This is a genomic window from Lelliottia sp. AC1, assembly GCF_023278595.1.
Lineage (GTDB): Bacteria > Pseudomonadota > Gammaproteobacteria > Enterobacterales > Enterobacteriaceae > Enterobacter > Enterobacter nimipressuralis.
In genome coordinates this window covers 1,059,700-1,072,665 of the sequence record NZ_CP025699.1, presented here as the reverse complement: position 1 = coordinate 1,072,665, position 12,966 = coordinate 1,059,700, and the positions used below count along the sequence as shown (strand labels likewise).

Annotated in this window: 13 protein-coding genes; 11 read left to right on the top strand and 2 right to left on the bottom strand. The window is 53.8% G+C overall.

Annotated features, from left to right (window positions below; all coding sequences use genetic code 11):
- The first annotated feature begins 68 nt into the window (after window positions 1-68).
- From cyoA to C0560_RS04990, 6 genes are all read left to right on the top strand, one after another.
- Entirely contained in the window at window positions 69-1,016 is a 948-nt protein-coding gene (cyoA, locus tag C0560_RS05015) for a cytochrome o ubiquinol oxidase subunit II (RefSeq protein WP_100777408.1), read from the top strand.
- A 16-nt stretch (window positions 1,017-1,032) separates the two neighbouring features.
- Complete coding sequence (gene cyoB / locus C0560_RS05010; protein ID WP_100777409.1) at window positions 1,033-3,024, top strand: cytochrome o ubiquinol oxidase subunit I; 1,992 nt, start codon at window positions 1,033-1,035, stop codon at window positions 3,022-3,024.
- A complete protein-coding gene (locus C0560_RS05005; protein ID WP_095280996.1) occupies window positions 3,014-3,628 on the top strand; it encodes a cytochrome o ubiquinol oxidase subunit III in 615 nt (204 codons plus the stop codon). Before cyoB ends, C0560_RS05005 begins: the two co-directional genes overlap by 11 nt.
- Complete coding sequence (locus C0560_RS05000) at window positions 3,628-3,954, top strand: cytochrome o ubiquinol oxidase subunit IV (protein WP_100777410.1); 327 nt, start codon at window positions 3,628-3,630, stop codon at window positions 3,952-3,954. Before C0560_RS05005 ends, C0560_RS05000 begins: the two co-directional genes overlap by 1 nt.
- A gap of 11 nt (window positions 3,955-3,965) precedes the next feature.
- Window positions 3,966-4,853, top strand: coding sequence for a heme o synthase (gene cyoE / locus C0560_RS04995; protein ID WP_100777411.1), 888 nt, complete (start codon window positions 3,966-3,968; stop codon window positions 4,851-4,853).
- Window positions 4,854-5,064: 211 nt separating this feature from the next.
- Window positions 5,065-6,426: an MFS transporter gene (locus C0560_RS04990; protein WP_248859750.1), complete on the top strand. Its 1,362-nt coding sequence runs from the start codon at window positions 5,065-5,067 to the stop codon at window positions 6,424-6,426.
- Between the two features lie 32 nt (window positions 6,427-6,458).
- Here the strand turns inward: C0560_RS04990 and C0560_RS04985 are convergent, their stop codons facing one another.
- Window positions 6,459-6,950, bottom strand: a complete 492-nt coding sequence (locus C0560_RS04985; protein WP_095280993.1) for a YajQ family cyclic di-GMP-binding protein — start codon at window positions 6,948-6,950, stop codon at window positions 6,459-6,461.
- A 127-nt stretch (window positions 6,951-7,077) separates the two neighbouring features.
- On the opposite strand from C0560_RS04985, the gene panE reads away from it, so the two are divergent.
- The 5 genes from panE (at window position 7,078) to C0560_RS04960 (ending at window position 12,184) form a co-directional block, all read left to right on the top strand.
- Complete coding sequence (gene panE / locus C0560_RS04980) at window positions 7,078-7,989, top strand: 2-dehydropantoate 2-reductase (protein WP_100777413.1); 912 nt, start codon at window positions 7,078-7,080, stop codon at window positions 7,987-7,989.
- Window positions 7,952-8,545 (top strand): protein deglycase YajL, encoded by a 594-nt coding sequence (gene yajL, locus C0560_RS04975; protein ID WP_248859749.1) that lies wholly within the window; start codon window positions 7,952-7,954, stop codon window positions 8,543-8,545. Before panE ends, yajL begins: the two co-directional genes overlap by 38 nt.
- Before the next feature lie 312 nt (window positions 8,546-8,857).
- A complete protein-coding gene (locus tag C0560_RS04970; RefSeq protein ID WP_102104298.1) occupies window positions 8,858-10,126 on the top strand; it encodes a PTS sugar transporter subunit IIC in 1,269 nt (422 codons plus the stop codon).
- Window positions 10,127-10,138: 12 nt separating this feature from the next.
- Window positions 10,139-11,452, top strand: coding sequence for a 6-phospho-beta-glucosidase (locus C0560_RS04965; RefSeq protein ID WP_107704151.1), 1,314 nt, complete (start codon window positions 10,139-10,141; stop codon window positions 11,450-11,452).
- A gap of 9 nt (window positions 11,453-11,461) precedes the next feature.
- Complete coding sequence (locus tag C0560_RS04960) at window positions 11,462-12,184, top strand: glucosamine-6-phosphate deaminase (protein ID WP_100777417.1); 723 nt, start codon at window positions 11,462-11,464, stop codon at window positions 12,182-12,184.
- Between the two features lie 27 nt (window positions 12,185-12,211).
- On the opposite strand, the gene C0560_RS04955 is transcribed toward C0560_RS04960, so the two are convergent.
- Window positions 12,212-12,937, bottom strand: a complete 726-nt coding sequence (locus C0560_RS04955) for a GntR family transcriptional regulator (protein ID WP_248859748.1) — start codon at window positions 12,935-12,937, stop codon at window positions 12,212-12,214.
- Between the last annotated feature and the right edge of the window lie 29 nt (window positions 12,938-12,966).

Below are 12,966 nucleotides of genomic sequence, written 5' to 3'. Positions count from 1 at the left end.
GTAACCTTCCCGTAAAATGCCCCCACACTTTAAACGCCACCAGGTCCCCGTGGAATTGAGGTCGTTAAATGACACTTAGGAAATACAATAAAAGTTTGGGATGGTTGTCGTTATTTGCAGGCACTGTTTTACTCAGTGGCTGTGATTCTGCGCTTCTCGACCCCAAAGGACAGATTGGACTGGAACAACGTTCACTGATTCTGACGGCCTTCGGCCTGATGATGATTGTCGTTATTCCTGCCATTTTGATGGCAGTTGGTTTCGCCTGGAAGTACCGTGCGAGCAATAAAGATGCGAAGTATAGCCCTAACTGGTCACACTCCAATAAAGTGGAAGCTGTGGTCTGGACGGTGCCTATCCTGATCATCCTGTTCCTTGCCGTGCTGACATGGAAAACCACTCACGCGCTTGAGCCGAGCAAACCGCTGGTTCACGATGAAAAACCGATTACCATTGAAGTGGTCTCCATGGACTGGAAATGGTTCTTCATCTATCCGGAGCAGGGCATTGCTACCGTGAATGAAATCGCCTTCCCGGCGAACACTCCGGTGCAGTTCAAAGTCACTTCTAACTCCGTGATGAACTCCTTCTTTATTCCGCGTCTGGGCAGCCAGATCTACGCGATGGCCGGTATGCAGACAAACCTGCACCTGATCGCGAATGAAGCAGGCACCTACGACGGTATCTCCGCCAGCTATAGTGGCCCGGGCTTCTCAGGTATGAAGTTCAAAGCTATCGCGACGCCGGACCGTGCCGCTTTCGACCAGTGGGTCGCAAAAGCGAAACAGTCTACTAACACCATGTCTGACATGGCGGCATTCGAGAAAGTGGCAACACCTAGCGAATACAACAAGGTGGAGTACTTCTCTAACGTGAAACCTGATTTGTTTAAAGACGTTGTGAACAAATTTATGGACCACGGGAAGAGCATGAACATGACTCAGCCAGAAGGTGAGCACAGCTCGCACGAAGGTATGGAAGGCATGGACATGAGCCACGCGGAAACCTCTCACTAAGGGGCCGAGGAAGAAAATGTTCGGAAAATTGACACTGGATGCAGTGCCGTACCATGAACCGATTATCGTGGTTACGATTGCTGCAATTATCATTGGTGGCGCGGCCTTACTGGGCCTGATCACTTACTTCGGTAAGTGGAGCTACCTGTGGAATGAGTGGCTGACTTCGGTTGACCACAAAAAACTCGGTATCATGTACTGCATCGTCGGTATCGTCATGTTAATTCGTGGCTTTGCCGATGCAATCATGATGCGTAGCCAGCAGGCACTTGCTTCGGCAGGTGAGGCCGGCTTCCTGCCACCGCACCACTACGACCAGATCTTTACCGCGCACGGCGTGATTATGATCTTCTTCGTGGCGATGCCGCTGGTTATCGGTCTGATGAACGTGGTTGTGCCGCTGCAAATCGGCGCGCGCGACGTAGCGTTCCCGTTCCTGAACAACCTGAGCTTCTGGTTCACGGTTGTCGGCGTTATCCTGGTTAACCTGTCACTGGGTGTGGGCGAATTCGCACAGACCGGCTGGCTGGCTTACCCGCCGCTTTCGGGAATTGAATACAGTCCAGGCGTAGGCGTCGATTACTGGATTTGGGCGATTCAGCTCTCCGGTATCGGTACGACCCTGACCGGTATTAACTTCTTCGTGACCATTATCAAGATGCGTGCCCCAGGCATGACCATGTTCAAGATGCCGGTATTTACCTGGGCATCTCTGTGCGCCAACATCCTGATTATTGCCTCCTTCCCAATTCTGACGGTTACCGTCGCGTTGCTGACCCTGGATCGTTATCTGGGCACCCATTTCTTCACGAATGATATGGGCGGCAACATGATGATGTACATCAACCTGATTTGGGCATGGGGTCACCCTGAAGTGTACATCCTGGTTCTGCCGGTCTTCGGTGTGTTCTCCGAAATCGCCGCGACCTTCTCGCGTAAACGCCTGTTTGGTTACACCTCACTTGTGTGGGCAACCGTGTGTATTACCGTCCTGTCGTTCATCGTTTGGCTGCACCACTTCTTCACCATGGGTGCGGGCGCGAACGTAAACGCCTTCTTCGGTATTACCACCATGATTATCGCCATCCCGACCGGGGTGAAGATCTTCAACTGGCTGTTCACCATGTATCAGGGCCGTATCGTGTTCCACTCAGCAATGCTGTGGACCATCGGCTTCATCGTCACCTTCTCTGTAGGTGGGATGACCGGCGTACTGCTGGCGGTGCCAGGTGCTGACTTCGTTCTGCACAACAGTCTGTTCCTGATTGCGCACTTCCATAACGTTATCATCGGCGGCGTCGTCTTCGGCTGCTTCGCTGGCGTAACTTACTGGTGGCCTAAAGCGTTTGGCTTCACGCTGAACGAAACCTGGGGCAAACGCGCGTTCTGGCTCTGGATCGTTGGTTTCTTCGTGGCCTTCATGCCGCTGTACGTGCTCGGCTTCATGGGTATGACCCGTCGCCTGAGCCAGCAGATTGATCCACAGTTCCACCCAATGCTGGTTGTTGCAGCCTGTGGTGCGGTACTGATTGCAATGGGTATCGCATGCCAGCTGATTCAGTTCTACGTCTCTATTCGCGACCGCGAGCAGAACCGTGACCTGACCGGTGACCCATGGGGTGGCCGTACGCTGGAGTGGGCAACCTCTTCCCCGCCTCCGTTCTATAACTTTGCCATTGTGCCGCAGATCCATGAGCGCGACGCATTCTGGGAAATGAAAGAGAAAGGCGAAGCGTACAAGCAACCTGAGCATTACGAAGAGATCCACATGCCGAAAAACAGCGGTGCGGGCATTGTGATTGCCGCCTTCGCAACGGTATTTGGCTTCGCCATGATCTGGCACATCTGGTGGCTGGCGATCGCGAGCTTCGCTGGCGTGATCATTAGCTGGATTGTGAAGAGCTTTGACGAGGACGTGGACTACTACGTACCAGTCCGTGAAGTCGAAAAACTGGAAAACCAGCATTTCGATGAGATTTCTAAAGCGGGGCTGAAAAATGGCAACTGATACTTTGGCGCACCCAACTGCCCATGCGCATGACCACGCGCACCACGATACAGGGCCGATGAAAGTCTTCGGCTTCTGGATCTACCTGATGAGCGACTGCATTCTGTTCTGCTGTCTGTTCGCGACCTATGCCGTTCTGGTGAACGGCACAGCGGGCGGCCCGACTGGCAAGGACATTTTCGAGCTGCCGTTCGTTCTGGTTGAAACCGCTCTGCTGCTTTTCAGCTCCATCACCTACGGCATGGCGGCGATCGCCATGTACAAAAACAACAAGAGCCAGGTTGTCTCCTGGCTGGCGTTGACCTGGTTGTTTGGTGCTGGATTTATCGGGATGGAACTCTATGAATTCCATCACCTGATTGCTGAAGGCATGGGCCCGGATCGCAGTGGCTTCCTGTCAGCGTTCTTCGCACTGGTAGGGACCCACGGTCTGCACGTAACATCTGGTCTGATCTGGATGGCGGTGCTGATGTTCCAGGTTTATCGTCGCGGCCTGACCAATACTAACCGCACCCGTATCATGTGCCTGAGTCTGTTCTGGCACTTCCTGGACGTGGTGTGGATCTGCGTGTTCTCGGTTGTCTATCTGATGGGGGCGATGTAATGAGTCATACTAACGATCATGGCGCTTCCCACGGTAGCGTGAAAACCTATATGACAGGTTTCATCCTGTCGATCATCCTGACGGCGCTCCCGTTCTGGATGGTGATGAGCGGAACGGCTTCTCACACGGTGATTCTGGGCACTGTCCTGATCTCCGCTGTGGTGCAGATTCTGGTGCATCTGGTTTGCTTCCTGCACATGAACACCAAATCCGATGAGGGCTGGAACATGACGGCCTTCATCTTTACCGTGATTATCATCGCTATCCTGGTAGTCGGTTCCATCTGGATTATGTGGAACCTGAACTACAACATGATGGTTCACTAAGAGCGGCGAGTATGTTTAAGCAATACCTGCAAGTAACGAAACCAGGCATCATCTTTGGCAACCTGATCTCCGTGATCGGAGGGTTCCTGTTGGCCTCTAAGGGCAGCATTGACTACACCCTCTTCGCATCCACGTTGATTGGCGTGTCACTGGTGGTTGCGTCCGGTTGTGTATTTAACAACTACATCGACATGGATATCGACAGGAAGATGGAAAGGACCAAGAATCGGGTGCTTGTCAAAGGCCTGATATCTCCTGCCGTCTCGCTGGTGTACGCCACCTTGCTGGGCTTTGCTGGCTTTATGCTGCTGTGGTTTGGTGCCAACCCTCTGGCCTGCTGGCTGGGGGTGATGGGTTTCGTGGTGTATGTGGGCGTTTACAGCCTGTATATGAAACGTCACTCCGTCTACGGTACGCTGATTGGTTCTCTCTCCGGCGCTGCGCCGCCGGTGATTGGCTACTGCGCCGTCACGAACGAGTTCGACAGCGGTGCGCTGATTCTGCTGGCTATCTTTAGCCTGTGGCAGATGCCGCACTCGTACGCCATTGCGATTTTCCGCTTCAAGGATTATCAGGCAGCGAACATCCCGGTTCTGCCGGTCGTGAAAGGTATTTCAGTCGCCAAGAATCACATCACGCTGTACATCATCGCCTTCGCTGTGGCGACGCTGATGCTCTCTCTCGGAGGCTACGCTGGATACAAATATCTGGTGGTGGCTGCTGCGGTGAGCGTCTGGTGGCTCGGTATGGCGCTGCGCGGGTACAAAGTGGAAGACGATAAAGTGTGGGCACGTAAGCTGTTTGTGTTCTCGATTGTCGCTATCACCTCCCTGTCCGTGATGATGTCCGTCGACTTTATGGTGCCTGATTCACACAATCTGCTGACTTACGTCTGGTAAGCACGCTGATATGAACAAGCCGGGTGATGATAACCCGGCTTTTTTTTGCCCTGTCGCGCTCTGGTTGCACAGGCCTGCGCAACCGCCAGGCCGGGTAAAATGAAGCCGCCACCGGCAATGTTCAGCCCCCGTAATATCTCTTAAACAAACACCTATTTACCGCACTTAACACCCCGCCTACACTAGTGCCTGCTTTTGAACAGAGGTGGTAATGAACGATTATAAAATGACACCAGGCGAACTGCGCGCAACCTGGGGTTTAGGGACTGTTTTCTCGCTGCGCATGCTTGGCATGTTTATGGTCCTGCCTGTTCTGACTACCTATGGTATGGCACTTCAGGGCGCCAGCGAGGCGTTAATTGGTCTGGCAATTGGCATCTACGGCCTGGCCCAGGCGATATTTCAGATCCCCTTCGGGCTGCTTTCCGATCGCGTGGGCCGTAAGCCACTGATTGTCGGCGGCCTGCTGATCTTTGTCCTCGGCAGCATTATTGCCGCGCTGTCACACTCCATCTGGGGCATTATTCTTGGCCGTGCGCTACAAGGCTCAGGGGCGATTGCCGCCGCTGTAATGGCGCTGCTCTCGGATTTAACCCGCGAACAGAACCGAACCAAAGCGATGGCGTTTATTGGCGTCAGCTTTGGCGTCACCTTTGCTATTGCCATGGTGCTTGGCCCGATCATTACCCATAAGCTGGGCCTGAATGCCCTCTTCTGGATGATTGCCGTACTGGCGACGGTTGGCATTGCGCTAACGATTTGGGTGGTGCCGGACAGTAAAAATCACGTTCTGAACCGTGAATCGGGCATGGTGAAAGGCTGCTTCAGCAAAGTCATCGTTGAACCGCGTTTGCTGAAGCTCAACTTCGGCATCATGTGTCTGCACATCCTGTTGATGTCCACCTTCGTGGCCCTCCCCGGCCAGCTGGCGGCAGCCGGATTCCCGGCGGCGGAGCACTGGAAGATTTATCTGGTAACGATGCTGATCTCCTTCGTTTCCGTGGTGCCGTTTATCATCTACGCCGAAGTAAAACGCCGTATGAAGCGCGTATTTCTGGGCTGTGTGGCACTGTTATTAATCGCAGAAATTGTGCTGTGGGGCTCAGGCCCGCACTTCTGGGAGCTGGTGCTGGGCGTGCAGCTGTTCTTCCTCGCCTTTAACCTGATGGAAGCCCTGCTGCCATCGTTAATCAGCAAAGAATCCCCAGCCGGATACAAAGGCACGGCGATGGGCATTTACTCCACCAGCCAGTTTTTGGGCGTCGCCATCGGCGGTTCGTTCGGCGGCTGGGTAGACGGATTATTTGATTCGCAGACCGTGTTTCTTGTCGGCGCGCTGCTGGCGATGGTCTGGCTGCTGGTTGCCAGCACCATGAAAGAGCCGCGCTACGTAAGCAGCCTGCGGGTGGAAATCCCGGACGGTGTGGAGATAAGCGACGCGCTGAAACAGCGGCTGGAAACAACAGAAGGGGTCAGCGAAGTGCTGATCGTCCCAGAAGAGCGTAGCGCTTACGTCAAAATCGACAGCAAAGTCACCAATCGCTTCGAAGTGGAACAGGCTATTAAAGCCTGAAAAAATGCCCGGCTTGCCGGGCATTTTCGTTTTTAATCGCGGAAGTTCTTAAACTGGAACGGCTGTCCCAGGTCGCCGCCGCGCACCAGCGCCATCACGGCCTGCAGATCGTCGCGCGCTTTACCGGTGACACGAATCTCTTCGCCCTGAATTTGCGCCTGCACTTTCAGCTTACTGTCTTTGATGAGCTTAACGATTTTCTTCTGCATCGCGCTCTCAATACCTTGCTTAAGTTTGGCTTCAACAAACCAGGTTTTGCCGCTGTGCACGAACTCTTCCGGCACATCCAGAGACGTCCCTTCAATGCCGCGTTTTAACAGCTTGGCACGCAGAATATCCAGTAACTGATTGACCTGGAAATCGGACTCGCTCAGCACCTTGATGGTCTTATTCGCGTCGTTCAGCTCAAAACTCGCCTCTACACCACGAAAATCGAAACGTGACTCAACTTCACGGCTGGCGTTATCCACACCGTTGCGGACTTCCTGGATATCAACTTCTGAAACAATATCGAAAGATGGCATCTTTTCTTCTCCCTTTACTTTTGTTGCGTTGCATAATACCCGCAACGAGGCATAACTCAACAGAAGCTTAGCTGACGGCGCTATACTTAACCGACACGCCTGGCGCAGTTGCAGGTGAGGAGGAACAATGAAAATTACCGTGCTCGGATGCGGAGCCCTGGGCCAGCTTTGGCTCACCGCATTGTGCAAACATGGACACGAGGTACAAGGCTGGCTACGCGTCCCCCAGCCGTATTGCAGTGTAAACCTGATCGATGAAGATGGAAGTATCTTTAACGAATCGCTCACCGCCAACGATCCTGATTTCCTGGCGCAAAGCGATCTGCTGCTGGTTACCCTTAAGGCCTGGCAGGTCTCGGATGCCGTCAGAGCGCTGGCGAACACCCTGCCCCGCACCACGCCCATTCTTCTGGTGCATAACGGCATGGGCACCCTCGAAGAGCTCAACAGCATCCCACAACCGCTGCTGATGGCGATCACCACCCATGCGGCCCGTCGCGACGGTAACATCATCGTGCACGTGGCAAGCGGCGTCACCCATATGGGACCGGCGCGCGAGCAGGATGGCGATTACAGCTATCTCGCCGACGTGCTGCAACATGTGCTGCCCGATGTGGCCTGGCACAACAACATTCGCCCACAGCTGTGGCGCAAACTGGCGGTGAACTGCGTGATCAACCCGCTGACGGCGCTTTTGGACTGCCCAAACGGTGAACTGAAAAACCATCCGCAGGAAGTAGCGGCCCTTTGCGCTGAAGTCGCGGCCGTGATTGAGCGTGAGGGCATCCACACCTCAGAAGACGATATCCGTTATTACGTCGAGCAGATTATCGACAGCACTGCTGAAAATATCTCATCGATGCTGCAGGATGTGCGCGCACAGCGGCACACAGAAATCGACTACATCACCGGCTATCTGCTCAAACGAGCCCGCGCACATGGCATCAACGTGCCGGAAAATATCCGTCTGTATGACCTGGTTAAACGTAAGGAGAGTGAGTATGAGCGCGTCGGCACTGGTATGCCTCGCCCCTGGTAGCGAAGAGACAGAAGCAGTCACGACCATTGATTTGCTGGTTCGCGGCGGGATAAACGTCACCACCGCCAGCGTCGCCAGCGATGGCAATCTGACTATCGTCTGCTCGCGCGGCGTGAAGCTGCTGGCCGATGCACCGCTGGTTGAAGTGGCGGACGGCGATTTCGATGTGATTGTTCTGCCCGGCGGCCTGAAAGGAGCGGAGTGTTTTCGCGACAGCCCCCTTTTGGTCGAAACCGTGCGCCAGTTTCATCTCTCCGGGCGAATTGTCGCCGCCCTCTGCGCTGCGGCAGCCACCGTACTGGTTCCCCATGACCTCTTCCCCATCGGCAACATGACCGGCTTCCCGACCATGAAAGACCGCATCCCCGAGGGACAGTGGGTCGATAAACGGGTGGTCTGGGATCCGCGCGTCAACCTGCTGACCAGCCAGGGGCCGGGAACCTCGATTGATTTCGCACTCAAGATTATCGATCTGCTTGTCGGGCGAGAAAAAGCCTATGAAGTCGCGTCCTCGCTGGTGATGGCCGCAGGGATTTATAACTACTACGAGGCGTAAATAGACGCTGTAATTCCCCTCAGGCTGGCCATCGCGCCGGCCTTTATTTTCTCTGCTGATAATTGCGGCGGGAATCACAATTCTTATCTTTCTTTCTGACACTGATTCTCATCACGCCCTTTCACCGTGACTAAAACTGCGTATTTTCATTGAGATACGGATTCCCTTTATCGTTTTCACCCTGTTTGACAGCCACAAGCTTCCGTGAAAAACTCATTTCAACTGGCATATACCAGTTAAACACTTCGCCCACTAAAGCGGTCTGGAAATGAAGAATGGCGAAGAACAGAAATCTCTTCTGGAGTAAGCAATGTGATTACATTTCTTGAGAACAGAGTCATTCCTGTCCTGATTCGCGTCGGTGAAAACAAAATCCTGGTGGCGGTGCGTAACGGCATTGCCCTGACGCTCCCCTTCACCATTACCGGCAGTCTGTTTCTGATCCTCGCGAATTTACCGATTCCGGGCTGGACCGACTGGCTTGGCCCTTACGCCGAGAAGCTCAGCGCACCGGTTGCCGTAACCTTCGGCGCCATCGGGCTGATTTCAGCCATCGGCATCAGCTACAACCTGGCGAAAGAGTACAGCCTCAACGCCCTGACCTGCGCCATCATCACCATGGTGGTCTTTTTACTGGCCCAGCTTAACGATAAGTACCAGCTCAATGTCGATAACCTGGGGGCTGCAGGGCTTTTCTCCGCCATTATTCTCTCGATTCTGACGGTGCAAATTGTCCGTTTCTTTATTCATCATAACGTGGTGATTAAACTCCCCGAGGGCGTCCCCCCTGCGGTCGCCCAATCTTTCGCAAGCCTGATCCCGGCGGCGGTGGCGATTACGTTAATCTGGTTCGTTAGGGTCATTCTTAACTTCGATATTAATAATTTCTTTACGCTTATTCTCAGCCCGCTGGTCACCGGCTTAGGATCGCTTCCCGGCATGCTGGTCTTAATCTTTTTGATCTCACTGCTCTGGTGTTGCGGTATTCATGGCGACAACGTCCTCTCCGGCATCACCGCACCGATCTTCCTGAAATACATCGCCGAAAATACCCAGGCCTATTTACACCACCAGCCTATTCCGCACATCACCGCCGACGGGTTTTATATCGTCTTTATGTGTCTCGGCGGCACCGGTGCGACGCTTGGGTTAGTCATGGCGATGATGCGCTCGCGCAGCAAGCTGTATAAATCGGTCGGCAAACTCTCTTTGCCCTCAGCGATATTTTGCATCAATGAGCCGGTGATATTTGGCTGCCCGATTGTCTTTAACCCGTTACTGATGATCCCCTTTACCTTAACTCCGATGATTCTCTGTACGTCGACTTACGCGCTGATGTATTTCGACATTATTGGCCGCCCGGTACTGCAGATCCCCTGGACTATGCCGCCTATTTTCGCGGCCTGGTTTGTCACCGGAGGCAATATTCCGGCCGTGATTTGGTCAGTCTGCACCATTGCCATTTCAGCCCTCGTCTGGCTGCCGTTTTTCAAACTCGCAGAACGCAAACAGTTAGAAACAGAAGCGGCGGAAGAACACTCGCGCCGTGAAGCTGAAAAACTCCCCGATCCCATCTTGTAAAAAGGATTCACGATGAAAAAGCTCAAAATTGTCACGATTGGTGGTGGCTCAAGCTATACGCCGGAATTGATCGATGGATTTATCAAACGCTACGACGAACTGCCGGTCACCGATTTCTACCTGCTGGACATTGAAGAAGGGAGAGAGAAGCTGGAGATCGTCGGCAAGCTCGCCCAGCGCATGGTGGCGCAAGCGGGTATCCCGATGAACATTCACCTGACGCTGGATCGGGAAACGGCCCTGAAAGATGCCGATTTCGTTACTACTCAACTGCGCGTCGGCTTCCTTGATGCGCGCATTAACGATGAGAAAATCCCGCTGAAATACGGCGTACTCGGCCAGGAAACCACCGGGCCAGGCGGTTTTATGAAAGCCCAGCGCACCATTCCTGTGCTGCTGGATATCTGCAAAGCGATGGAAAAATGGTGTCCGAACGCATGGCTTATCAACTTCACTAACCCGGCGGGCATTGTGACAGAAGCCATCACTCGCCACTCTGCGATTAAGACCATCGGGATCTGCAGCGGTGCAAACAGCATGATGATGGACATCGCCAAAGCCTACGATGTCCGCAAAGCGGATATCTACGCGCGGATCATCGGCCTGAACCACCTGATCTTTGCCGATAAAATTTACGTGAAAGGCGACGATTGTACCGATGATTTTATCGAAAAACTGGCCGTTGGCAGTGCCAATAACTCGCTGAAAAATATCCCGGATATCGGCTTTACCGCGCGCTTTGCCCGCGCGCTGCACATGTATCCGATCTCCTATCTCAAGTATTACTTCCTGACCCGCGAAATGACGGAAACGGCTATCCGCGATTCCGCAAATAAGGGCACACGCGGTGAGCAAACACGTGAAATCGAGCGCAAACTGTTTGAGCTGTACCAGGACCCGAACCTGAACCACAAGCCGAAAGAGCTGGAGCAGCGCGGCGGCGCGTGGTACTCCGACACGGCCTGCTCGATCATCAGCTCGATTTTCAACGACAAAAAAGAAGTGCACGTGGTCAACACAGTGAATAACGGCGCGACGCCAGACCTGCCGGATCACGTCACCCTGGAAACCAATGCCGTCATCGATAAAAACGGTGCCCATCCGCTGGCCTACGGCAGACTGCCGGTGAAAATTCGCGGGTTAATCCAGAGTGTCAAAGCCTACGAAGAGCTGACCGTCGAGGCCGCCGTCACCGGAGATTATGCCACCGCCCTGCTGGCGCTGAGCATCAACCCCATCGTGCCCTCCGCCGCCATTGCCGAGCAGATCCTCGATGAGTATCTGGAAGTGAACCACGCCTATTTGCCGCAATACACGAAACGCTAAGGAACTGCGATGAACGTTGAAATTGTTGAAGATTACCGGGCGCTCAGCGCCACTGTGGCCCAGCGCGTGATCGACACCGTCACCCGCAAACCGGATGCCCTGATCTGCATTGCCGGGGGCGATACGCCGCTGGGGGTGTTTGATGTTCTGGTTCGTGCCAGCGAAGAGGGCAACGTCGATTTTTCCCGCGCGGCGTTTGTCGGCCTGGACGAGTGGCTGGGGCTGGGCAAAGCCGATAAGGGCAGCTGTCGCGAGATGGTCTGGGGGCATTTCTTCAGCCGTCTGACGTTACGTGATGAACAAATCTGCTTCTTTGACGGCCTTACGACCGACCCTGAGCAGGAGTGCCGCCGCGTAGATCGTTTCATTGCGGGCCACGGGAGCATTGATATTATCGTGCTCGGCATCGGCATGAATGGTCATATCGGCTTTAATGAGCCAGGCGCGGCACAGGATACGGAGTGTCACGTTGTCGATCTGGATGAGGTCACCCAGTCGGTTTCCGTGAAATATTTCGGCCAGGCGCGCGACGTGAAACAGGGGATTTCTCTGGGGATGAAAACGATTCTGGCGGCGAAGTCAGTGGTTGTGATGGCCAGCGGCGAGAAAAAGGCCGCTATCGTGGCGCAGACTCTGCGCTCAGATATCGACGCCAGTATTCCGGCGACCCTGTTAAAAGCCCATCCGCAGGTGCAAATGCTGGTAGATAAAGGCGCTGCAGCTCAGCTATAAACGCTCCGACAGGCGCGCTCGCGCCTGTCATCTTTCAATGCGTAGATTCTTAACCCGAAACAGATCCGCACGGTTATAGCTAATCGAATAGTTAAAGGCTTTTTTATCACTCAGGCGGGTGACTTCCGTAATTTTCAGCATCGCTTGCCCCGGTGTAATACCCAGAATCTTAGCCAGCTCGCGGTCGAACAGCGCCGCTTCAATTAACGAATCCGCATCGCTGATTTTTTTCCCGGTGTACTCTTCGATATAGCCATACAGCGACCCTTTTTCGAGAACGGACTGTGGGATCACCGCGATGGTTTGCACTGGAATATTGGTGTCTTCGACCAGAACCGGCTGCCCATCCAGAAGACGCACGCGGCGGATAAACCAAACGTCGTCGCCAGGCTTAATCTCAAGGTGTTGTGCCAGCGAGGGATCGGCCTGAATAGTTGTGAAGGTAATTAAGCGGCTGGTGACCTTGACCCGCCCCTGGAATTCGCGAGAAAACCCCAGAATACTGTCGCTCTTTTCATTGTTGAGAATATAAATATTGCTGGCGGTATTTTTCAGCACAAACATGCCTTTACCATGAATGCGCTCGATATACCCTTCCTGAACCAGATTCGCCATCGCTTTTTGTACCGTCACCCGCGTCACGTTATACACGCTGGCGAGATCGCGCTCGGAGGGAATACTTTCTCCGATTCGATATTTCTGATCGAGAATATCCTTTTTTATCTTTTCTTTTATTTCCAGGTATTTATGCATACTACCCTCGCGGCGTCCTGACGGATCGT

Bases quoted from the DNA above. Each gene is read 5' to 3' on its own strand.
- cyoA (WP_100777408.1), top strand. From the start codon at position 69: ATGACACTTAGGAAATACAATAAAAGTTTGGGATGGTTGTCGTTATTT.
- cyoB (WP_100777409.1), top strand. From the start codon at position 1,033: ATGTTCGGAAAATTGACACTGGATGCAGTGCCGTACCATGAACCGATT.
- C0560_RS05005 (WP_095280996.1), top strand. From the start codon at position 3,014: ATGGCAACTGATACTTTGGCGCACCCAACTGCCCATGCGCATGACCAC.
- C0560_RS05000 (WP_100777410.1), top strand. From the start codon at position 3,628: ATGAGTCATACTAACGATCATGGCGCTTCCCACGGTAGCGTGAAAACC.
- cyoE (WP_100777411.1), top strand. From the start codon at position 3,966: ATGTTTAAGCAATACCTGCAAGTAACGAAACCAGGCATCATCTTTGGC.
- C0560_RS04990 (WP_248859750.1), top strand. From the start codon at position 5,065: ATGAACGATTATAAAATGACACCAGGCGAACTGCGCGCAACCTGGGGT.
- C0560_RS04985 (WP_095280993.1), bottom strand. From the start codon at position 6,950: ATGCCATCTTTCGATATTGTTTCAGAAGTTGATATCCAGGAAGTCCGC.
- panE (WP_100777413.1), top strand. From the start codon at position 7,078: ATGAAAATTACCGTGCTCGGATGCGGAGCCCTGGGCCAGCTTTGGCTC.
- yajL (WP_248859749.1), top strand. From the start codon at position 7,952: ATGAGCGCGTCGGCACTGGTATGCCTCGCCCCTGGTAGCGAAGAGACA.
- C0560_RS04965 (WP_107704151.1), top strand. From the start codon at position 10,139: ATGAAAAAGCTCAAAATTGTCACGATTGGTGGTGGCTCAAGCTATACG.
- C0560_RS04960 (WP_100777417.1), top strand. From the start codon at position 11,462: ATGAACGTTGAAATTGTTGAAGATTACCGGGCGCTCAGCGCCACTGTG.
- C0560_RS04955 (WP_248859748.1), bottom strand. From the start codon at position 12,937: ATGCATAAATACCTGGAAATAAAAGAAAAGATAAAAAAGGATATTCTC.